Origin of the sequence: Methanoregula sp. (assembly GCF_049690535.1) — an archaeon.
Lineage (GTDB): Archaea > Halobacteriota > Methanomicrobia > Methanomicrobiales > Methanospirillaceae > Methanoregula.
In genome coordinates this window covers 18,427-41,029 of record NZ_JBAVMX010000012.1, presented here as the reverse complement: position 1 = coordinate 41,029, position 22,603 = coordinate 18,427, and the positions used below count along the sequence as shown (strand labels likewise).

Here is a 22,603-nt window from a genome sequence, read left to right as displayed (position 1 = left end):
GCAGGCGACCTCCTCTTTCTGCATCGCGAGATGGCAGGCACACCACGAGTCCTTTCCCCCGGAACAGAGAACGCCGAGTTTCATTCCCTGTGTACTCATCCTTCCGGCCACATGAATCTCACCCTTTGCCGGAAACTCCGTCAGGTCCCGGAGAGCAAAATCGTTTCCTTTTTTGCAGGTTGCAGAGGGCAGGTGGCCCGCCCTGATGAGATCAGCCCGGACAACAAGGGGAACAGGTGCCCGGGAAATAATCAGGCCCCGGGCCGGCATAACCCGGGAGTTCTGTCGTATATCACAGGAGTTGGGTGTCACAACCCGGCACATCGCGCCAATACATAAGGAAACCGGGCAAAGACTGGTCGAGGGTGATTAAGATAACACCAGACGTGAAAAGTAAAACTCCCCTGAGAATATTCAGGTGCGAACGCTGCAGCAAACCCTGCATGCTGACCAGGCTTGACAATGAGGAGATGAAGTTCTGCCCGGTCGACAAAAAACCCGTGGACTGGAAACTGCTCAACCGGGATGAGAAGGCAGTATGTGCGCCCTGATCAGGAAAAGTGCAGAAACGTTCTGTTCACTTCCCTGCCTGGGCCTTCATATCCCCGATCGTAAGGACCGGATGACGGTACCGTCCCCGTCCCTCCGTACCCCGCATCATCGCAAGCTGGATCGCTTCGACAGGGCAGAGATTGAGGCAGGCACAGCAGAGCTCGCACCGGTGCTGCCACACCGGCCGGCCCTGTTCGATCACGATGTTTTTTACCGGGCAGACCGCCGCACAGGTGCCGCATGAGGTACAGGCATCAGAGACCGAGAACTTTTTGTCCACTTCGTGCACGTTCCTTGCAAACGGGCTGTAGAACACCATCTTTATCAGGCTGGACACGGGCGAAAACCCGGGCGGGACAGCCACGCCCCCTGCGATAAGGCCGGCGATCTCCGCAAGGCGTGCATCGGCAGCGGCAAGGATCTGGTCTCTTTTTTTTGCTGCGGGAGGCCGGCTTACCGGGGGGAAATTTCCGGGCATCTTCACGATAAAAGCGGCATCGAGATTCCGGCTCTGTCTCTTTTTGAAAATCCCGTTGAGCTGGCGAAGGGCAGAGACTCCGATATTGCCCGCCGTCACGATGGCAAACATGTACCGGGTGCCGGAAAGATTGAGACGGCCGGCGAATTCCGCAACAATAACCGGGAGACCCGAGTCATACACAGGACAGACGATCCCGACACGGTCAGCCTGCGGTGCGATATCCCCGGGGGTGTCTTTCTGCGATGCAATGGCTACGAGCTCGCAGTCCCCGAGCCCTGCAGCGACCTTCCGTGCAGCAGCAAGGGAATTACCGGTGCCGGTGAAATAATAGATAATCGTCTTCATGATCTCCTCTCCCATTCGTTTATCAGAAAATAATTGCCGTTTGCATGGGTAAATCCATTGTGATTGAGCGGGAATCCGGAGCCGGCCAGGGGGAACCCTCCCGAACTCCTGATGATCGCGTTCTCTGCCGTAAAACCTTCCGGGAAAAAAGGGCGTGATGCAATCAGGGTTACGATCACCTGGGAACAGATTATCGGAACAAATCGTGGAGGGAGATCCGGTACTGCCCGAGTTTCCCGTCAAAATTCGACGCCCCGATGTGCGTGACGGCCCCGGTTCTAGTCGCCGCAAGGATCCCGGCTTTCATTGCAGCGCTGACCGAGGCCTCGTCGACGCCGTTCAAGACAATCTCGTACACGGACGCCACACTGTCAGGGACAAGCGAATCGCTGATGCGGGCTTTCAGGGTCGGGCACCAGCGGTGGCTGGTGCTGGCCGGCATCGGGAACCGGTAATTTTTGCAGCCGACCTTCGAACCGCTCCTGACAATCCCCCCGGCAAAACTGGTGACGACACCGCTTGTCCCGGTTATCTTCTCCATTGCCGCCTCGGCGCCGGCTAGTGCCGACCGCTGGTCGTTTCCCATCACAAGAAAGTTCCCGCCGGCAATTCCCTTCACGGTCCCAAAGCGCTCCTCTCCCACGTACTCGCCTTCCATCACCGGGATCTTCCAGCACTTCCTGCCGCCAACAACACACCGCTCCTCATACTGGTCCCCGAAATAGTGCATTTTTGTGTAAAACCGGGCGTCCGCATCAGGAAAACCGTCAAATGCAGAAGTGGTCGGCGTCGGGAGGATGCACTGCGAGATCCTCGTGGCGACATTCGATTTCATATTCTTCTTTTCAGCACAGATCAGGATCGAAATCCCGGCCCTGCCATCCGGGGTCTCATCAGGAGAAAGGGGACGTTCAATCCCGGCCTCGCAGGGACAGCCGATCTTTGAGGTCGCAAACCCCGTTGCTTCAACAGCGGCACGGTACGCCCATTCCTGTGTTCCTGCCGTGATGATGACCCGGGTGATCCAAGTCGGGAACGCTTCGGCAAAGGTGTCGAGTATTTCGGTACCGTTGATCTCCATGGTGTCCCCCGTTACGCCCGATAGACAATACCATCCTCGGTGATGATGTAGTCCATGAGGATATCGTTCTCATCGACTGGCAGGCCATCGAACTCCTGGCAGGCAAAGGCAACCCCGATCTTTTTGAGGTCCGGGTTTTTCGCGAGGAACCGGTCGTAATACCCGGCCCCGTACCCGATCCGTCCCCCGGCCCGGTCAAAGCCAAGCATCGGGAGAATGATCGTGTCGACATCCTTTGGGTCGGCCGGAATCTCGCTCCCGATGGGTTCCGGGACGCCAAACGTGCTCGGGACAAGGGCAGAAAAATCCCGCAGGTAGGAGAGCCTGAGGCTGACATCCTCTTTCTGAATAATCGGGACAATCACCGGATTTCCCCGCTCGAGCAGGGACAAGATGAGCGGCTTTGTATTGACCTCTTTTTCCTTGGAGGTAAAGGCCATGACCGTCTCGTTTTTCCCGATAATATTCATGAGATGGCGGGTGATCATGAGGCTTTTTTTGAGCCGGTCTTCCGGGACCATTGCGTCTTTCCTGGCACGCAGGATATCCCGCACCCGTGATTTTTCTTCACTCATGGGCAGTAGTATAACGGTGACGTATTTATGAGTTTAGATATCCCCGATCCCGGCGTGCCCCCGGACAACCGGGTTTGTTGGTCAGGCCCTTAATGCAATAAATGATAAATACGATTAATCATACAAATATGATAAGTATGAAAAAGAAGAATTGTGAGACCGAGCACCTGGTTGACGAGATGATCGTACCGAGAAAGGAGAAGACCCGGCATCTCTTTGGCAGCGTCAAGGTCGGCGAACGCGGGCAGATCGTCATCCCCAAGGAAGCCCGGAAGATCTTCGGTATCAGACAGGGGGATATCCTGCTGGTACTCGGCGACACGGAACGCGGCATAGCGCTTGTAAAAGCCGATGCGATCCAGGAATTCGCCCGGCAGATTCTCGACAGCGCAAGTAGGCCGGATGAATAAGTGCAGAATGGAGGGATACGTAATGAAAATTGTTGTACTGAATGGCAGCCCGAAGGGCGACATCAGTGTCACGATGCAGTATGTTGCGTACATCCGGAAGAAATTCCCGGAACATACGTATGAAATTCTCAACGTGGCACATGAAATAAAAAAGATCGAAAACGATACCGCGGTCTGGAATAAGACCATTGAGTGCATCCGGTCCGCAGATATGGTCCTCTGGGCATTTCCGCTCTATGTCCTGGTCGTCTGTTCCCAGTACAAGCGCTTTATCGAACTCATCTTTGAGAGGAAGGCAGAAGATGCATTTGCCGGGACCTATGCCGCATCGCTCTCGACATCGATCCATTTTTTCGACCAGACTGCTCATGCCTACATCCATGCCATAAGCGACGATCTCGGCATGAAGTACCTCGGGTTTTATTCCGCGGACATGAAGGATCTCTTATCCGGAGTGGAACGAACACGCCTCGAAAAATTTACCTCCCTCCTCCTTACCGCAGTACAGGAAAAGATGCCGGTCCAACAGGAGAACGCCCCGCTTGTCTGGCCGTCCCTCACATATGTCCCGGGTAAAGAACAAAAAACCATTAGCACCGGTACAAAAAAAGTTGTCATCCTCACTGATGACGATGGCAGTTCACCCAATCTCGCGGCAATGACCGACCGGCTCCAAAAGAAGTTTTCCGGTTCTGTGGAGATGATCAATCTCCACGATGTGAAGATTAAAGGCGGCTGTCTCGGGTGCTGCCAGTGTGCCTATGACAATACCTGTGTATATACCGACAAGTACGTTGACTTTTACAAGAACAGACTGGTACCGGCGGATATCATTATCATGGTAGGCCCGGTGCACGACCGGTATCTCTCATCGACATGGAAACAGTTCTTCGACCGGAGTTTTTTCAAAGGGCATACCCCCGGCCTCGAAGGAAAACAGATCGGCTTTGTGATCGCAGGGCCCCTCCGGCAGATCCCAAACTTAAAAGAGGCACTCACTGCATGGGCGGACAACGGCAGGTGTCATGCACAGTTTGTCACGGATGAGGTTCCGGGTTCCGGCGAGCTTGACGCCCTGCTCGATACCCTGGCAGTTCGTCTCGTGCAGGCAGCGGAGACCGGCTACATCCCGCCGCACACCTTCTACGCGGTCGGCGGCCACAAGATATTCCGGGACAGCATCTACGGGGGAATGAGGTTTGTGTTTCAGGCAGATTACCGGTACTATGTGGAGCACGGGTTGTTCGATTTCCCGCAATCTGACCTGAAGACCCGGCTCGTAAATGCAATCTTCATCCCGTTAACAAGGATCCCCGGTTTCCGGAAAAAAGTGTTCGCCGATATGAAACACCACATGATAGAGCCCTTCAAACCGGTGCTCAAAGATGCCTGAAGAGAGGAGAATGCCATGAAGAGCGTGAACATCCTGCAGGGATTCATCCCCCTGATCGTCTATGGATTACTTGCAGGAAGTTCTGTCGCGAGGGTGATTGTCGCCCTCGGTGCTGCATTGATCATCACGGTCATCATCGGTTTTTCTGATCTCAGGAAAGGCATGATCCTGACGTGGGGAAACCTTGTGCTGTTCTGCTCCCTGCTTATCGCGGTTGGCATCCTTGGCATGACCTGTCTCATTCCCGTTATGGGAATGCTGATCTATGCGGCACTCGCCGCAGTCACCTTCGGATCAATCTTTGCAAAAATCCCATTCACCCTGCAATATGCACGGGACATGGTGGACCGGACGGTTCAGGAGAAACCGGCGTTTATCCGGGTAAACGTCCTGATGACGGGGGTCTGGGGCGGTGTCTTTGTGATCAATTTCATCCTGGACTATCTCGCGTTTGCATACCCGAACTCTGCCGGGGGAATTACCCCGCTGCTCACGTATCTTGTCCTCATTGCCGGGATTATCTTCACGATCTGGTACCCGGGACATCTGCAGAAAAAATATGCTCATACACGAGAGCAGGGGAGCAGGTAAGAACGAGTCATTGAGGTATGCGTATCCTTCAACCCGGTATCCTTTTGGATACTTCCCTGACCTGGGCATATCCGGTTCTCCCGTTGACCGTAGAACAGTTCGCAAATACCGGATATACGATGGATTGAGAGTTCAGGAAAAAATGTGAGGGCCGGAATGGACATGCCAGGACAGTATGTCGGGACGTCCCCTCACCTATCCTGATTACTGCGGTGGCTGCTCGTGACTTACGTATTCTTTCTTGTCTTTTGCAACCGTTTTTGCAAGTGCAACCATGCCGGTCGTGTCCCCAAGAGACATGGTTTCAAGAGCGCTTGACGGGACAATAACGATGGTTGACTGTCCACCTTTCAACCCTTCATACAGCATGTTCATCGCCCGCAGGTGCAGGGCCGTGGGATTGTTCTCGTAACTCTTTGCGGCCTGCTCGAACTTCTCGGCGATCTGCCGCTCTGAATCCCCGAGGATGACCCGGGCCTGCCGCTCGCGCTCGGCCTGTGCCTGCATCGACATTGCATCCTGCAGGGACCCGGGAATAATTACATCGCGGATTTCAACGGAAAGGATCTTGATCCCCCAACCGTTAACCCGGTTCCCGATCAACCGCTGGAGTTCCTCATCGATTGCTTCCCTCCCGGTGAGCATATCCGACAGAATGGTTTTGCCGATCACATCCCGAAGCGCGGTCTGCGAGGCAAGAGAGATAGAATCCCGGTAATCCTTGACTTCGAGCGCGGCTTTCTCGACATCGACAACCTGCCAGAACAATACCGCATCAACATTGACCGGTACGGTATCCTTTGTCAGGGTCTGCTCGGCGTTGAACGCTGTGGTGATCACCCGGAGATCGATCCAGTACGCAACACGGCTCAGGAACGGGACAATAAGAAAAATTCCCGGCCCTTTGATCCCGACAAACCTCCCAAGGAACAGGACCACTGCCCGCTCCCACTGGTTGGCAATCTTGATCGCCATGGAGAGAAGCACAATAACCACGATTAAAATTAATCCGGCAACCATGAGGGTGAATGAATCCATATTATTTCCTCCAAAACCCGTCTTTCCGAGTGATACTAGAGGGTTCCTGCCGAAGTATATATGTCTGGTGATGGTTCACGGCAGACGGGTCGAAGCGTCAGGCATAACGATGTACCTTCTGTGAACCCGTGCCCGGACCCGCCACACCCCATCAGGAGACCCGGTCAGACCCCGATACGGAACCCGGACAAAAATGTGCCCCGTCCCGTCACGAGGAAGGTACTCCCCTATCCCCCGCTCACCCGTGCAGCCAGCTCTTTTCTGACCAGCAGGACTGCACACGAGATGATGGCAATCCCAAGGAAGAGGAACAACACGACCGTCCCCGGGCTGCTGATGTTCCCCCCGGCAAGGCCAATGAGCACCGGCCCGGCAAAGGAGCCGATCGATGCGATGGCATTGACGAGAGCCACGCCGGAAGCACGGAGGCCGGGCGATAATGTTTCCATAACAAGGACAAAGAACGGGGCATAGGCAGCATACGATGCCGCAATCGCGCCAGACAGGAGAATAAACCCGGTAACGACAGTGTGGGGAACGGAGAGCAGGACAAGAAAGATCGCTGCCACGGCCAGGGGAACTGCCACGTGCCACCGGCGTTCAGAGATCCGGTCGGAGTGGCGCGCCCAGAGATACATCACAACAACGGAAAAGGCATACGGGAGCATCACGAGGATGCCGGTCTCCATAAGTGAACCGGAGAGGCCGGACGAGTTTGCGATCTGGGGGATCCAGAAGAGGAGGCTTGTCAGGAAAAGCCCGACAAGAAAACTGGTTGTGCAGAGCAGCAGAATTCCGGGCGTGGTAATGATCTGCCGGAGCGGGATGGCACGCGGGGTTTCGTCCTGCACCCGTGCCTCGTCAAGCCGGGAAGCAAGCCACGCACGCTCGGGCCCCCGGAGCCAGGCCGCATCTTTCGGGGAGTCCTGCAGGTACACAAGGATCAGGGCCCCGAAGATGATCGCCGGGACCCCTTCGAGCACGAAAAGCCAGCGCCACGCTGCAAGGCCGGACCAGGCTGCATGGGAGAGAATGAATGTGGAGACCGGCGATGCGATCACCATCGCCAAGGGGATTGCAACAAAGAAGACGGAGAGTGCCTGCGAGATCCGGTTTTTCCGGAACCAGAACGTGAGGTACAGCAGGATTCCGGGCGTGAAACCTGCTTCCGCTGCACCTAAAAGGAAACGGAGGATCGCAAGTTCGGCCGGGGTCTGGACAAACGCGATGAGGATTGTGATGATCCCCCAGCTTACCATGATCCGAAAAAGCCAGATGCGGGCCCCGGTCCTGACAAGGAACTGGTTGCTTGGCACTTCGAAGATCACATAACTGATAAAGAATATGCCCGAGAGAAAGCCAAAAAACGCGGGATCGATGCCGAGATCCGCGTTCATGGTGAGCGCTGCGTAACCGATATTGACCCGGTCAAGGATACAGATCACAAGCAGGATGACAACAAACGGGATGATGTGCCACCAGACTTTCCGGTCAAGGGCGATCTCATCGATATCCCCGTCAGGATTGGTTCCTTTGTACCGGTCGTCACTTATGGCGGGCATCGGGTTTTACTCACGGGGCGGGTTCTTTTTCCCGGCCCGAAAACCGGTATGCCTCTTTTGGTACGATGATCTCGAAGCGGGCACCCTTACCAGTCGTTCCTGTCTCCTGGATGGATATGCCGGTGATCTCAAGAATTTCCCGTGCAAGGAAAAGCCCGACCGATTTTGTCTTCTGGAAGTCCGGCGAAAAGATCCGGACCTTAAGATCCTGGGAAATCCCCACACCATCGTCTTCGAAGAACACGGTTATGGATTCCTGCCCTTCGAGGTACCTTAATGTGATCTGTGTTGTCGTTTCTCCATGTGTGAGGGTATTATCAGCGAGGATCTGCAGGACCTGCTCCAGCAGGGGATCGGCAAATATGGTAAGATCGTCCAGCTCTATACTGTGCTTTATTTTACGGGTATCCAGGTGGGAAATTGCAAGGAGGAAGATCTGGCGGAGGTCCTGCCATGCCGGTGGTTTGAGCCCAAGATCCTGGTATGCCTGCGCAAATTTCAGGGAATTAGAGATCTTCTGCAGAATCTCCTCCTCTTTTTTGATAACTGAAATAACGGAGATCTCTGTTGTCTTCCCTTTTGCCAGCTGCTGGTATCCCCAGAGGGAAAATACCAGATTCTGGATATCGTTGAACGTCACATAGTTCAGGAGATTCAGTTTCTTCTTTGCCTGCTCCAGGGCCTTTTGTTCTTGGGTGCGTTCGGAGATATCCCTGACGATATGGACAGCACTCACGATTTTGCCGGCACCATCAACGACAGGATCCACCGTGATAAGAAGCCAGCCCTTTTTATTTCTCAGCGGGACCTCGACGCTCTCCCGTTTCCTGCTCGCGTGCATGCGCATCCGCGGACATCCCTCAATCGGGCACGCTGTCCCGTGAACGATATCAAAACAGTTCCTGCCGATCACCTGGTCGGGAGAAATTCCAAACATTGATTCGACGGCCCCGTTTGTCCGGAGGATCCGGCCATCCGGAGAGATCAGGGAGATCCAGTCCGGTATTGCATTGTAGGTTGCTTCCCATTCAGCATGGCTGAGGGCAAGAGCCTCGTACTGTGCCCGCAGTTCTTCTTTCCGGGCAGCCAGCTGTTCATAGGCCGCCCACAGTTCCTCATTTTTCTCCTGCAGTCTGTGAGTGAAGTGCCGGATGAGCAGGAACAAAAGAACCGTGGTGACGACAATAAACAGGATGCCCTTGATCGAGGAGATGAGGATAAGGTCCTCCTGCGGCATGGCAAACGAGAGAAACAGCTGGTCTGAAAAAATGATCCAGAGGATACCGAAGACAAAATAGATGAGGCAGATCTTCAAGGGGGCCAGTGCAAAAAAACGGTCCAGCCGGATCCTCACCGGAATTTTTTCCTTTTGGGGTGCCACTTCATCTGGTACTTGTGATTCCATAACCCACGGTCCCGGATGATCCTTTTCGATCCAGGTAATGAACAGTACGTAAACATATCCGGGAAAATATAAGAAGACGCCAGATCTGTCAAAGGAGAGCCCTTCAAGAGGTCATCAGGAATGCCCGGATTTTTTAAAGGAGACGACAAGGAAAAGTCTGGGTATCCTGCCGGGTTTTGTCTCAGGATCGTTCGGATATACTCGAGAAGTGTGCCGGCCGGGCAGAGGGGCACGAAAATCTCCGGATAAACCGGCAGGTATTGTGGTTTTTCTCCTCAACTGCGGGATTAGGCTTTATTCCCGGCTTTATGTTTCCATGCAAAATAACCGATAACCGCAAGGATAATGATCGCGAGTGCAATGAACGGGAGTATACAGGGGTCGTTTCCACAGACTGCTTCCATGTACCAGAATCCGGCGTTTTCGATAATATGGCTGGCGGTAAGTGAAAAAAGAATTGCGGTTATCTGCGGTGGCCCGGCTGTACGTCGCCCGGGTTCCGGAAGACCAGGTACGGCCCAAAGCCGTTACCCTTCGCCGGTTACCGGCATCCCGGGGAATCCGGATCCCGGGAACCGGTCGTATTGTAAACACACAATCCGGGAGAAACGCTTTTGTTTACCCGCGCCTCACGCCCCGCCCTTGATGCGTTTGAGCTGCTGCCGTACTCCGTGATCATCTGCCGGATTCAGTACAAGTACCTGGTTGTATACCATGATCGCATCTGTGTCCCGCCGGATTTTCCTGAGAATAAATCCCTTGTAGAGCAGAGCCTCGACCGAAGATTCTTCAAGCGCAATGGCCCGGTCGCACGAGTCTATAGCGTCTTTGTGTTTTCCCAGCATGACGAGATTTTTTGCACGGTTCATCCATACTGCCGGGTTTTCCGGATCGAGTTCAAGAGACAGGTCGTACGCCGACAGTGCCTCATCATAGCACCCGGACTTTTTCCGTGCATCGCCAAGAGCCCGCCATACCTCAGCGTTCTCAGGTTCACAATTAAGGTACCGTTCAAAGCTGTCTGCCGCTTCACGGTACCTTCCGGTTTTCATATACAGAAGCCCAAGCGCATGCCAGCGATCCTTGTCCCCGACCGCATCAGGATGAGCCTCAAGTTCAATAATCAGCTCGTCATACGAACTGCACTGGGGCGAGACGGGTTCCAGGGCTGATGCAGGTTCCGGCTGATCATTGACTGAGATTTCCTGCAGCGAACCGGCCGGGGCAACAGGTGCTGCAGTGGCTGCGCTGGCAGGAGTCCGGGCTGCAGCCTTTGGCGTCGCCGGGGTCGTTTTCTGGATCGTCACCGTACTTACCGGGGTTGCAGGTGCCTGTGCCGGCGCTTCACGAACAGGAGCAGGTACGGACACTGGTTGTTGTCGAGGTGCTGGTGGTGGGACAAGGGATGCGGGGGTTTTTACCGGCACATCACGAACAGGACCCGATGAGGACACCGGCTGTTGCTGAGGTACTGATGTCGGGACGGGAGATGGCGGTTGTTGCAGCCCGGGTTTTTTGACGTTTGCCGTTGGCACTGCAGGGGGCACCGGTGTCCTGGAACCGGAGGGAAGCGGTTGCCCGTGGCGGGCGCGCTTTTGTTTTTTGCGTGCAACACTGATCCCGGTCAAGGCATCAGTATGTTTTGGATCCAGGCTGAGAACCTTCTCATAGGAGACGATTGATTCATCATAATGTCCCTGGATAGCAAGGGTGAGTCCCCGTGCATACCAGGCCTGGATGAAGGTGGGATGGATCACAAGTGCGCGATCGTAGAGGGAAAGTGCAAGCGCATGCTTCCCGAAATTTGAACAGATCAGGCCCTTGTAGACAAGGGCATCGGGAAGGTTTGGATCAATCCCGAGCGCATGATCAAAATACTGGAGCGCCGGGTCAAAGGATCCCAGCTGATAAAGGGCAAAACCATTCAGGTATGATGCACGCGAATGGCGGGGACTGAGTGCAATCACTTTTTCAAGAACCACATTCGCATCAGCATAGTACCCCTGACGCACGAGTTCCTCTCCCTCGCGGTACAGGGACTCTGGATCCGTCTCCGTATTTTTCAAGATTTTGTCAATAATCCCCAATTAAGAACCCCCGTGAAGCATTTTGATGGGGTCAGGTTTTGTGCATTTCAGTCCTGTTGACCTGTTTCCACGGTGCTGATTTCTGATCGACGGGACAGAATTTGATCTCTTCATCGTCAAGTGTTGTTAACATACAGGGTTTTTTACAAAGTTCGCACCTGAGAATTCTCAAAAGAACTCATCCCCAAGGACCGTACGTTTCTTTTCATTAGAATATAGTGAAACGCCAGACAGATATACTTTTTCAAATTATTCTATATTTTTTAAAAATACTATAGAACTATGATGAGACAATAGCGTGAAAAGACCCAGATGATGTCACGATCGGACTCCCGACAAAACATATTCCCAGGGGACAAGCCCGGTTCGTGGCTCTTCATCAGTTACCAGAGCAGAGAGGGGAAATTATGTGCGGTTGCCCGGATTAAAAAGACCCTTGGGGTTTTTGCATTTTGTGAGACCTTTGCATTTGTTAAAATAGGTCTCGCCCCAGACCCACGGCTGGTAGTTCCAGCACATCTCGGGTTTTAATAAGTGGATCCCGCAGAGGTACCGCTCTTTTGAAACCCGGACGAGGAACGGGCAGACCGTAACATAATCACCGTTATCGGGGTTGCGCATCTCGAATACCACAACATTCCCGAGATCTTCAGTTTTGAGATCGGCACAATTGACCGGTGTGCTGCCGTTTTCCAGAAATGCAACAAACCAGCGCAGGATATCGGTCCTTCCCTGCTCCATCCAGACGTAGACGTTTGCCGTGGTCGGCGCTATCCCGGGGCCGAAGATCCGGCAGCAGAGCCCGCACTGCTCGCAGGGTTCGTCGTCGGGCATTTTGGTATCCATGGGATCTTCCATTTACGGGTTTTGCCGTCATCGGGATAATAATTGCCGATATGTTCTCTTCCAGGATGCGGGGCTGTGTGCCGGAATATCGAACCGGGCAGTTATTTTCCCGTCCCTCATCAGGCATGAGAGATGGGATAGTTATTGGCAGAAATACAAACGTGGACGGACTGCATAAAAAAAACGGCAGGAGGGCCCGGGGTCATTTCATTTTTTCCGGATTCCCTGCCGGTCCGGCAGAGACCCGGACAGGGTACTGGATCGTCCCCGGTGGCAGGTACGGGAATTATACCGGCCCGACTGTTGCCCGAGACCTCCTTTTTTTAAGAAATAATACCCTAAGCAGAGCGTAATAATGATCGCGGCTACCCCGATGAGTTCCAGACCATCTAATTTCCCGGGATCAACCAGGATTACACCCCGGACAACGGATATGATGGCAATCAGCATGACAACCTCAACATGGACCACTTTTTCATTGATATAGGCCGCTACCGTTGACAGGAGCTCGACACCGATCAGGACGAGAAGGAAATACCCGAAGATACCCAGCAGTTCCTGGTTTTCAAGCAGAAGCGGGGTGTTCACAAAAAGATTCAGGTAGACGATGTAAACGAGTTCACCGACAGAGAATGCGACAATGATCGAGAAGAGGATGATAAGGATATAATAAATAATTTTTTCGTACGTTTTCAGGATGGCACTGGCGTCCATATGAGCATATTATCAAACAAATGATATAAAGCACGGTTATCCGGGGGTCTCCCGGGATTTTTTGCCGGAACCGGGCCGTGTCATTAATCTGGCGGTGCCCCGGACTCCGTCGCGTTGTCCCCGTCTCCCGGGTTCCCGGCCTGGGGCGGGCGAAAAAATTCTCCTTGTTATCCCCCAGGACACCAGCATGCCGGACTACCCCAACCACCACCTTTATAATTAGGTAAATCCTAACTAACGAAGGATCGGTGTATGATGGACAGGGAGGAAGAGTTGCTTGTGGAGTTTGAAAAACTCTTCAGGATCAAAAATGAATGTTCCTGTAAGATCTTCTCCGAATGCAGCCTCTCGGATATGACGGTCAGGCAGATAGCCTACTTAAAAATTATCGATGAACAGGGTGAGATCACCTTTTCAAGGCTTGCCGAGATCACAAAAAACTCAAAACCCACAATCACCGAAATGATCAACAGATTTGTCCGGATGGAGTGCGTGTACCGGGAACCCTGTCCCGATGACGGGAGATGCCAGTATATCTGCCTGACCGGGAAAGGAAAAAAGATTGCCAAGGCTGAACATGACGCCCTGCGACAGGTGATTGAACAAATGGCTGATTCACTGGATGAACATGAACTGGATCTCCTTATCGGGATTCTGCAGAAAGTCAGGTAATTTTTTTTGTCCTGCACTTTAGTTAGGTAAAATCGAACTAAATACATGGAGTGACCATGCAGACGGAAGAATCCAAAGAATCCACAAAAAAAATTGTCATACCTCTCTTTGAGGTTGTCGCTTACCCGGACAGCCGGACAAAATTCCCGGTCGACCGGGCCACCGGAGAGCACCTGCTCGCTGCAATGAGCGACGCAAGCGGAGAACATGCGATCGGCCTCACGGTAAAAAGCGGGACCCGGTTCCCGGAATTGACACGGGAGTCGCTGTACAAAACCGGAAACCTGTTCCGGATCACGCATGTGCAGACGGCCGATGGCGGTTACCTGATCTGTGCGGAAGTTGTAAAACGGATTAAAGTAGTCACCCTGTCAGAAGAGGACGGGCACTTCTTTGCAGAATATGAACCTGTCCCCGACATCCATGATCTTGACGATGACCTGAAGGCCCGGATCCTCGCTGACGTCAAAAGCACCATCCATGAGATCAGCAGCCGCTTCTCAGGGTCAGAACAGTTCACCCGGCCGATCGATCATATGGACTCTGTCGACCGGATCATGGGATTTGTCATGCCCTTCCTGCCGGTCAATCTTGCCGAGAAGCAGGCGCTCCTTGAGATCGATTCAGTCCGGCAGCGGTACATCACCTTCCTCGAGACGCTCGTAAAAACCCGGGAAAACATCAATATCCGGATCGAGATGGCTGAAAAAGTCTCGGACCGGGTGAGCAAATCGAACCGTGAAGCGATGTTACGGGAACAGCTCAGGGTGATCCAGGAAGAACTCAACGCGAGCGAAGGCACGCCCGGCGATGACGGCTACCGGGAGCGCATCGAAAAATCACAGATGCCAGAAGATGTGCGCAAAAAAGCCCTTGTCGAGGTAAAAAAACTCGAGACCGGTGGCAGCCAGAACCACGAGAGTTCCGTGATCCGCAATTACCTTGACCTCCTGCTCGACCTCCCCTGGGTAACAGAAGAGAAAAAGAACATCGATATCGAACAGGCCCGCCGGGTGCTCGAAAGTCACCACAACGGACTGGAGAAAGTCAAGGAACGGATCGTCCAGCACCTTGCGGTCATGAAACTCAGGCAGGAAAAACAGGGCTCGATCCTCCTCTTTGCCGGCCCGCCCGGCACCGGGAAGACGAGCCTTGGGAAAAGCATCGCGGAGGCCCTCGGGCGAAAGTACGTCCGGGTCAGCCTTGGCGGCGTCCGGGACGAGGCCGAGATTCGGGGGCACCGGAGGACGTACGTCGGGGCCCTCCCCGGACGGATTATCCAGGGTATCCAGAAGGCAGGCACGAAGAACCCGGTCTTCATCCTCGATGAGATCGACAAACTTGCCACATCGTACGCGGGTGACCCGGCAAGCGCGCTCCTCGAAGTCCTCGACCCGGAGCAGAACAGCACGTTCTCGGACCACTACCTCGAAGTACCGTACGATCTCTCCGATGTCCTCTTCATCGCGACCGCGAACTCCCTTGCAACGATCCCGCCACCGCTCCTCGACCGGATGGAACTCATCGAGATCTCGGGCTACACGAAGAACGAGAAATTTGCCATCGCAAAAGACCACCTGATGCCTGAGATCTTAACAGAGCACGGCCTCGATGCGGACAAACTTCGGATCGAAGACGATGCCCTGAAGTTGATCATCGAAAAATACACCCGCGAAGCAGGGGTGCGCTGGCTCAAGAAGCAGATGGCAAAGATCGCCCGGCACGTTTCCGAGAAGATTGTCTCCGGCACCGCCGAGCTGCCGTTTGTAGTGACACCGGAAAATCTTTCGGCGATCCTCGGGAAGGAAGTGATCCGACAGGAAGTGGCACGGAAAGAACCCGTCCCCGGGGTCGTCACCGGCCTTGCATGGACGCCTGTCGGTGGCGAGATCCTCTTTATCGAGGGGACGTTCATGCCCGGGACCGGAAAACTCACCCTGACCGGCCAGCTCGGCGACGTGATGAAGGAATCGGCGACGATCTCGTCAAGCCTCATCCGATCCCGGCTCGCGGGCACACAGAACGGGTTTAACTTCATCACAAGCGACATCCATATCCATGTTCCATCTGGTGCAACCCCCAAGGATGGCCCATCAGCCGGCGTGACGATTTTTTCGGCGCTTGCATCTCTCATCACCGGGAAGACCGTTGATCCGGAACTTGCGATGACCGGCGAGATCACCTTAAGCGGTGCCGTGCTCCCGGTCGGCGGGATCAAAGAGAAGGTCCTTGCCGCACACCGGGCGGGGATCAAAAAAGTGATCCTGCCAAGGGAGAACGAACGGGATCTCGAAGACGTGCCCGAAGATGTCCGTAACGAACTGCTCTTCGTGCCGGTCGGAACTGTTGAGGAGGTCTTAAAGGAGGCGCTCGCGATCGAGCTGCCCCGTAGCGTAGTGATGAATACCGGGAACAGTTTTGTACCGGTACAGAACATCTGAAAACGAAAAGAAAAACACTGTCGCAGGCAGGGGGGACTGAGTGTTCCCCGTACCCGGGAAAACGGGGCAGGGCAAATATTTCCTGAACGGGGACAAACCGGCACAGGATACCGGCCCGCCCCCGGTTTTACCCGGATATATCCGGTTGCGGCGGTCTGCGCACTGTCGGGGCCGGAGATCCAACCGCAGATCTCGCAGGACTCATCTTCCAATATCCTGTATTCCGGGGAGTTTTCTTTTACGATGCTGCCGGCACCGGAACAATAACTGCCGGTACATTTTTACCACGTTCCAGGGACCCGCAGTGCCCGGCAGGAGAAAAGTTCATCACACCAGCAGCAAGAAGCGTCCATATGGCCGACGCGGTGAACTGGTACCTCTCGGGCATGACCTTTCAGCAGCAGGACCGGCATCAGGAAGCACTCCATGCATTTGAGCAGTCGCTGTTGCTCGATCCGGGAAATACGGGTGCATGGGTGGGGAAGGGGATGGCCCTTGCCCGGCTTGGAGAGTACCTGGAAGCAATCCAGTCATTTGACCGGGCGCTCGCCCTTGGAGACCAGAACCCGTTTGTCTGGTACAGCCGCGGTCTCGCACTCCATTTTCTCGGGCAGGAAGAAGAAGCCATCCAGTCGTACAACCGGGCACTCGCCATCGATGGAAAGAACTATCTCGTCTGGATTGGGAAGGGTGACTCCCTGCGTACGCTGGAGCAGTACAGCGGTGCACGCGAGGCCTACGAGACAGCTCTCCTGCACAAACCGGAGTCAGTGGCAGCTTTGCTTGGTATCGGCATGGTCGCGTTCGAACTTGCAGATTACCCACAGGCAGCAGAGTACTGCCGGAAGATCCTTACAATCGAGCCTTCACACCTTGTCGCGCTCACCATGCTCGGTACCGCATCGGTTGAACAGAAGGAATACAATCCGGCAATTGCCTTCTTCGACCGCGCCCTTGCAGCCGATAAAAATTTTGCTCCTGCGATCTCCGGCAAGGCAGCGGCATTGTGCGAACTTGGCCATTTCCCGGAGGCACTCCGTCTCTATAAGCAGGCCCTCGATCTCGATCCCGCCCTGCCGGATGCCTGGATCGGCAGAGGCATGGTCCTTGGTAAATCGGGTAGGCACGATGTGGCAATGCAGGCATTTGACCAGGCGCTTGCACTCAACCCTGACTGTGCTGCCGCATGGTATTCAGAAGGCCCGGTATTCCGTTTTGCCTGCCAGCTGGAAAACCGCATAAAGGGCGTGTCAAGGATGTCCCCGGTCAACCCGGACACCGTTAAGGAGTACAAAACCCGGGCGTTTGACCTGCTGCGATCTGAGCAATTTGAGGAGGCCGTACGGGCGTACTATGAGGAAAGCGGACAGGACCGTCCGTCCGCTCTCCACTGGTACAACCGAGGTACGGCACTCGATGCGCTGGGACGGCACCTGGAGGCGATCACGTCCTACACCAATGCGATCAACAGGGATCCCGGGATGACCGCGGCATGGTTCAACAGGGGACTCGCAGAAAACGACCTCGGGCTGTACGAAGCAGCGATTGCATCATTCGATCGTGCAGCAGCGCTGGACACTGGTTCGGCCCCGGTCTGGATGGCAAAGGCCCTCACGTATACCCGGATGTATCTCTTTGAGGAAGAACTCGCAGCCTACGATGCGGCGATCGAGCGGGATCCTAACCTTACCGCTGCATGGTACAATCGTGGCGTGGTTCTCCAGAAAATGAACCGTAACCAGGATGCACTCGCCTCGTTTGAGCGGGCCGTAGAGATAGACCCGGGGCTTGCTGCCGCATGGTTCAACAAGGCAGTCCTGTACAGCCGGGACGGGTCATACGGGCTCGCACTTCAGGCATTTGATCTCGTGCTCTCACTGAACCCCCGGCATGTGCTCGCATGGTTCTGCGAGAGCCTTGTCCTCATTAACCTCGGGATAACGAACAGGGGAAAGAAAGCATTTATCCGGGCGACCCAGCTTGCCGGCAATCTCTCTCTCATGCAACGCGGTTACGGCGGGGCGATCTTTATCTCAAAGAAGAGCCGGATCTACGCACGCCGGCTCGACAGGAAAGTACGCTCTCCGGAGGAGCCGTGCCTGATCTGGTACCGGACCGCAACAGACCTGTACCGCAGCCAGAAGAATACTGAGGCAGTTGACGCATTCCGCCGGGTGCTCGCCCTCAACCCGGAGAGTACCAGAAGCTGGAATTATCTCGCACAGGCATATACCCGGCTTGGTAAATATGCGCTCGCGCTTGAAGCGTATGGCCACGCGATCGCGATCGATCCCCTCAACACGGCGGTCTGGAATAACAAGGGACTCCTCCACAGGAGACTGGGGCAGGCAGATACGGCTATTGCTGCGTTCCGGAATGCCATCGCAATCGACCCGGCATACTTCAACGGCTGGTACAACCTCGGACTCATCAGCCTCGACCTGAAGCAGTATGACCAGGCCCGCGAGGCGTTTGACCGTGCGCTTGCCATACAGCCCGGAGATCCCCGGGCGCTCGACCGTAAGAAGCTCGTTCTGCAGCGTGCAAGAGCAAACTAAAAAAAGATCCCGTACCCCCATGCCCCGGTCCGATCCGGGCTTTGAAAAATGTGACGGGTCACACCCGGATTCCCCGTGATGATGAGATCGGACTCAGACGACAGGAGTTACGGTTTTGTCGTCCCGTAATTCGTAATGACCAGCTCGCTTACCGCTCCGCGCCGGGCACCGTTGCAGTTGATCATCCGTTTTGCCGGGACACGTTCGATGGTGTACCCGGCATATAGATCGTCAAAGAATGAGTCCCCGGGCTTCTCGTTTACCGGATCAGAATTGCTCAGCATGATCCGCGCTCCTTTCCGGTCCAGTTCACGGAAAAATTTTGCAAGCCGCTCCTGGTCCTTTTCGTAAAATCCGTTCCGGGAATAGGACGTAAATGAGGAGGTCGCATTCAGCGGGCGGTAAGGGGGATCGAAGTACACAAAGGTCTGGTCGTCCACATACTTCCTGCACCGGATAAAATCTCCCCGGAGGATCCGGGTATTCTTTAAGCATGCTGCCCCTGCAACGAGGTTGTCCATATTGAGGATCTCCGGGTTTTTGTACTTCCCGAACGGGACATTAAAACCCCCTTTCCGGTTGACCCGGAACAGGCCGTTGTAACAGGTATGGTTGAGGAAAATGATCTGTGCAGCCCGCCCGATCCACCGGGCGTTATAGTGACGGAGATCAACTGACAGCAGATCCCGGTTGAACGTATCCCGGATCTCGTAATAATACGATTCACGCTGCCGTTCGTTCCTGGAGCGGTACGCAGATTCCAGTTTTTCAAGTTCGCCGATCAGGTTCTTGGTGGATCTCCGGATGACCTGGTAGGTCAGGATCAGTTCTTCATTGACATCGGCAATCGTGCACCGGTCAAAAGAAAATCTCTTTTTAAGATAAAAGAATACGGCGCCGCCTCCGACAAAAGGCTCGACATAGTGCGTGATCGTCTTGTTTTTTAAATCCTCAACCGGCAGACACCGGCCAAACTCGCCGAGTAACTGCGATTTTCCTCCGGCCCATTTCAGGAAGGGCCGTGCCCCGGAAACACGGTGAGAATGTTGTGCCATAGGGATTAAGTAAACACCCGTATCTAACTGGTATCTCATTACTCTGTTATCATACTACCATGAGGGTCGATACATCAGGGGCCGTCCCGCGGACGATCAGGTTTTCCATCAGTTCTGAGTCTCTTGCGATGGTCATTATCGTAATCGCGGCCATCGAACTTGGTGCAGGGTATATTCTGAAACGAAAACAACGATGGGGAAAAGAAAAACAGCTCCTCGTTTTCCCGCACTCCGCAACAGAAACGGGCAGCACTTCCCGACCGGACGCAGGGAACATCAGGTATCCTAGCGCACGCATCAAAAAAATTGCCCGGTGATAGAGCGCTGGATGCAGCAGATAATTTTAGAGAAATATTTGCGCAGCAGGAGTGGTATTGCACTGCAGCTCCCCGGACTTCTGGGGGATGCAGACCCTCTCTGAGACGAGCAGGGAAACGGAGCGAGGCGTGAGGGTATCCGGCCCCGGCTGGTGAGAGGAAACGAGGGTCCCGTTCCGGAAAACGAAGACTGCATCGGGTGACAGGGCATCAGCAGCGGACGTAAGCGCCGGGGTATTTACCGTCTCAATGACCAAGTACCGGCCTGAAAAATTCAGGTCGGAAAACCGGATCTGCCCGATTCCCGAAAGCACCGGCCCGGGGTTTACCGGCAGGGGTATGGACATCTCCACGGCTTGTTCCGGATACGAAAGCCCGTCCGACCAGCCGCATGAACCGGTATCCCTGCGATACCAGAGCGTGTAGAACCGGCTCGTCCCATCCCGGTCTGCCAGGAATTCGAGGTCAATTGTTTCGATAGCGCCATCAGGATGGATCCCGGTTTTTAATCGGGTAAGACGGGCTGTATTGGCATCGATGCCGGTTGTGTCGAGGACTGCATCCCAGTACCCGGCCAGCCCATTTTCGTAGATGTTCGGGGCGATGCAGATTTTCTCGCGGGGGAGAACACTTTCCGGGGAATACCAGATCACACCGTATCCCCCTACCATAAGGGCGATTATCAGCACTGCCCCAATGACAATCTCATACCCTTTGATTTGCTTCATGGGAATGCCGGTAATCCTCTCTCCTCCTCGCGAGGCATAATCCTGGCGTTGGGTGAAATTATTTTTGCGGTTATTGCCCCGGCAGCCCGACCCCTCCCAGCCATGATGGAAATAAAACGGGCACCTCAGAAACCGGGGGAACCGTGGCACAATCTTCTCTGGTTACGTACGTGTTTGCCGTCACCAGCCCGGCTGCCATGAAATGAAACGTTCAAAGAAAGAAAACCGGGATCGGCTTCATAACCCATTAATATTCAAAGACCGCACGTGTGGTTAACGTGGAACGATCATGACCTGCCCACAGAACATGAAATGTACACCGGAACGGGCTGCAAAGCGGTCATATGACCTCCGGTCACCCGGAGTACTCCGGGGGATCATCCTCTCCTGCCTCATTCTCGCCCTCCTCGCAATCCCGGCATCCGCCGATAATGGGATGAACACGTCCGCCCCGTCACCTGAGATTACCCCGGCAGTCGTGCACATCGGTGTCTATGTTGTGGATCTCAAAGCGTTCAGCGTCGAAGAGGGGACCTATACAACTAATTTTTACTTAAATCTCGTGTCGGATTCCAATGTCTCGATCGACGACTTCGAGATCATGAACGGGCATATAACATCCATCGATACCATCACCGATACATCCCATGAAAAAAATTACCGGATCTTTGCAACAATGACGGCAGATCCCGATCTCCGCCTCTATCCCTTCGACAAGCACACGCTTCCCATCATTATCGAACCCAAGGTCTTTACCGAGAAGGACATGATCTTTGTCATTGACGGGAACAATTCCGGCCTTGACACGGACGCAAACCTCCCGGGGTGGGAATTGACCGGGACAAACGCCATTATCACAAACAAGACCTACGTAGCTGGTGAGGTTCCCTATTCCCGGGCAGTGTTCAGTTGCGGGCTCGCGAGGGATGCAGCGTCAACCATCCTGAAGTTCTTCCTGCCAATATCCCTTATCATTATCGTATCTCTCACATCGCTCCTGATGAAAGTCTCGTCCCGGCTTGGACTGAACGGATCGATGTTCCTTGCCGCGGTGCTCATCCACTGGCGTATCGCCGATGCAATCCCGCTTGTTGCCTATGCGACATTCCTTGATTTCTTTATGATCATAACCTATACGACGCTTGTCATGGTGCTTGTCTCCGGCATCCTTATCCTGAAATTTACCGAGGATAAAAATACAAACCGGGTGGAACAGGTCAACCGCTGGTCGCTCCGGATCATTCCGGCGCTCTCGATCTCGCTGTACTTCCTCCTCTTCCTTTCGATCGCTATAGGATGATCAAGGGGGGAAGGGGACATGCATCCTGGAGCCACCTGCTTAATGCGGATGAAGCGGAATACGGTAAAAACAAGGGCCACGGAACAAAATTTTACCAACGGTATGAATTATTTAATATCAGGTCATCCCATTATCCAACTATGGCAGTGAGAGACGGGGTCAATAAAGGATTACATGAGGATTGGGAGATCGTAAGAAGCGACCCCCTTATGGTCATCTGGTGGGTTCTTGGAATCGGGTGTACCCTTGCGGGTTTTCTCTTCTTAAGTACAAATCCCCCTAATTTTCAGATCGGTCTCCCGTCATTTGCGTTTGGATTTGTATTTTTTATCTTTGGCTCGAACCGGTACTCTAACAGTATCATGCGAAAGAAACTCGACATGATCAATGAAAAACTAAAAACCATAGAAGCAAAAGAAGACAGCCTCAAAAAAATGTGATTGGCCACCGGA

General features: G+C 54.1%; 20 protein-coding genes and 1 pseudogene. 9 read left to right on the top strand and 12 right to left on the bottom strand.

Annotated elements, in window-relative coordinates:
- From WCE46_RS00900 to WCE46_RS00885, 4 genes and pseudogenes are all read right to left on the bottom strand, one after another.
- A pseudogene (locus tag WCE46_RS00900) lies at nt 1-312 on the bottom strand (hypothetical protein); the annotation flags it as partial.
- A 265-nt stretch (nt 313-577) separates the two neighbouring features.
- On the bottom strand, nt 578-1,378 hold the full coding sequence (locus WCE46_RS00895) for an EFR1 family ferrodoxin (RefSeq protein WP_424731816.1): 801 nt from the start codon (nt 1,376-1,378) through the stop codon (nt 578-580).
- 190 nt (nt 1,379-1,568) lie between these two features.
- Nucleotides 1,569-2,459, bottom strand: a complete 891-nt coding sequence (fhcD, locus tag WCE46_RS00890) for a formylmethanofuran--tetrahydromethanopterin N-formyltransferase (protein ID WP_424731815.1) — start codon at nt 2,457-2,459, stop codon at nt 1,569-1,571.
- A gap of 11 nt (nt 2,460-2,470) precedes the next feature.
- Entirely contained in the window at nt 2,471-3,034 is a 564-nt protein-coding gene (locus WCE46_RS00885; RefSeq protein ID WP_424731814.1) for a 5-formyltetrahydrofolate cyclo-ligase, read from the bottom strand.
- A 137-nt stretch (nt 3,035-3,171) separates the two neighbouring features.
- Between WCE46_RS00885 and WCE46_RS00880 the strand changes: the two genes are divergently transcribed.
- The 3 genes from WCE46_RS00880 to WCE46_RS00870 are packed head-to-tail and all read left to right on the top strand — an operon-like array spanning nt 3,172 to nt 5,428.
- Entirely contained in the window at nt 3,172-3,444 is a 273-nt protein-coding gene (locus WCE46_RS00880) for an AbrB/MazE/SpoVT family DNA-binding domain-containing protein (protein ID WP_424731813.1), read from the top strand.
- 22 nt (nt 3,445-3,466) lie between these two features.
- Entirely contained in the window at nt 3,467-4,837 is a 1,371-nt protein-coding gene (locus WCE46_RS00875) for an NAD(P)H-dependent oxidoreductase (protein ID WP_424731812.1), read from the top strand.
- A gap of 15 nt (nt 4,838-4,852) precedes the next feature.
- Nucleotides 4,853-5,428 carry a hypothetical protein gene (locus WCE46_RS00870; RefSeq protein WP_424731811.1) on the top strand — a complete coding sequence of 192 codons (576 nt, stop codon included), beginning with the start codon at nt 4,853-4,855 and terminating at the stop codon, nt 5,426-5,428.
- Nucleotides 5,429-5,632: 204 nt separating this feature from the next.
- Here the strand turns inward: WCE46_RS00870 and WCE46_RS00865 are convergent, their stop codons facing one another.
- The 6 genes from WCE46_RS00865 to WCE46_RS00840 form a co-directional block, all read right to left on the bottom strand.
- A complete protein-coding gene (locus WCE46_RS00865) occupies nt 5,633-6,466 on the bottom strand; it encodes a slipin family protein (protein ID WP_424731810.1) in 834 nt (277 codons plus the stop codon).
- A 227-nt stretch (nt 6,467-6,693) separates the two neighbouring features.
- Nucleotides 6,694-8,028, bottom strand: a complete 1,335-nt coding sequence (locus tag WCE46_RS00860; RefSeq protein WP_424731809.1) for an MFS transporter — start codon at nt 8,026-8,028, stop codon at nt 6,694-6,696.
- A gap of 10 nt (nt 8,029-8,038) precedes the next feature.
- Complete coding sequence (locus WCE46_RS00855) at nt 8,039-9,433, bottom strand: PAS domain-containing protein (protein WP_424731808.1); 1,395 nt, start codon at nt 9,431-9,433, stop codon at nt 8,039-8,041.
- 629 nt (nt 9,434-10,062) lie between these two features.
- On the bottom strand, nt 10,063-11,499 hold the full coding sequence (locus tag WCE46_RS00850) for a tetratricopeptide repeat protein (protein ID WP_424731807.1): 1,437 nt from the start codon (nt 11,497-11,499) through the stop codon (nt 10,063-10,065).
- Between the two features lie 426 nt (nt 11,500-11,925).
- Nucleotides 11,926-12,378, bottom strand: coding sequence for a YkgJ family cysteine cluster protein (locus tag WCE46_RS00845; RefSeq protein WP_424731806.1), 453 nt, complete (start codon nt 12,376-12,378; stop codon nt 11,926-11,928).
- A 195-nt stretch (nt 12,379-12,573) separates the two neighbouring features.
- A complete protein-coding gene (locus WCE46_RS00840) occupies nt 12,574-13,080 on the bottom strand; it encodes a phosphate-starvation-inducible PsiE family protein (protein WP_424731805.1) in 507 nt (168 codons plus the stop codon).
- Nucleotides 13,081-13,332: 252 nt separating this feature from the next.
- Here WCE46_RS00840 and WCE46_RS00835 point away from each other — a divergent pair, with 252 nt between their 5' ends.
- The 3 genes from WCE46_RS00835 (at nt 13,333) to WCE46_RS00825 (ending at nt 18,751) form a co-directional block, all read left to right on the top strand.
- Entirely contained in the window at nt 13,333-13,752 is a 420-nt protein-coding gene (locus WCE46_RS00835) for a MarR family winged helix-turn-helix transcriptional regulator (protein WP_424731804.1), read from the top strand.
- Between the two features lie 56 nt (nt 13,753-13,808).
- Complete coding sequence (gene lon, locus WCE46_RS00830) at nt 13,809-16,193, top strand: endopeptidase La (RefSeq protein WP_424731803.1); 2,385 nt, start codon at nt 13,809-13,811, stop codon at nt 16,191-16,193.
- Nucleotides 16,194-16,546: 353 nt separating this feature from the next.
- Nucleotides 16,547-18,751 carry a tetratricopeptide repeat protein gene (locus tag WCE46_RS00825; protein ID WP_424731802.1) on the top strand — a complete coding sequence of 735 codons (2,205 nt, stop codon included), beginning with the start codon at nt 16,547-16,549 and terminating at the stop codon, nt 18,749-18,751.
- A 107-nt stretch (nt 18,752-18,858) separates the two neighbouring features.
- Here WCE46_RS00825 and WCE46_RS00820 read toward each other — a convergent pair whose 3' ends face one another.
- Entirely contained in the window at nt 18,859-19,806 is a 948-nt protein-coding gene (locus tag WCE46_RS00820; RefSeq protein WP_424731801.1) for a DNA adenine methylase, read from the bottom strand.
- 59 nt (nt 19,807-19,865) lie between these two features.
- Here WCE46_RS00820 and WCE46_RS00815 point away from each other — a divergent pair, with 59 nt between their 5' ends.
- Nucleotides 19,866-20,123, top strand: coding sequence for a hypothetical protein (locus WCE46_RS00815; RefSeq protein WP_424731800.1), 258 nt, complete (start codon nt 19,866-19,868; stop codon nt 20,121-20,123).
- Between the two features lie 26 nt (nt 20,124-20,149).
- On the opposite strand, the gene WCE46_RS00810 is transcribed toward WCE46_RS00815, so the two are convergent.
- The gene (locus WCE46_RS00810) at nt 20,150-20,851 is read right to left on the bottom strand and encodes a hypothetical protein (RefSeq protein WP_424731799.1); all 702 of its coding nucleotides are present in this window, start codon (nt 20,849-20,851) and stop codon (nt 20,150-20,152) included.
- Nucleotides 20,852-21,140: 289 nt separating this feature from the next.
- Between WCE46_RS00810 and WCE46_RS00805 the strand changes: the two genes are divergently transcribed.
- Both WCE46_RS00805 and WCE46_RS00800 read left to right on the top strand, forming a co-directional pair.
- Nucleotides 21,141-22,151, top strand: a complete 1,011-nt coding sequence (locus WCE46_RS00805) for a hypothetical protein (protein ID WP_424731798.1) — start codon at nt 21,141-21,143, stop codon at nt 22,149-22,151.
- 140 nt (nt 22,152-22,291) lie between these two features.
- Nucleotides 22,292-22,591: a hypothetical protein gene (locus WCE46_RS00800; RefSeq protein ID WP_424731797.1), complete on the top strand. Its 300-nt coding sequence runs from the start codon at nt 22,292-22,294 to the stop codon at nt 22,589-22,591.
- Nucleotides 22,592-22,603: the final 12 nt, after the last annotated feature.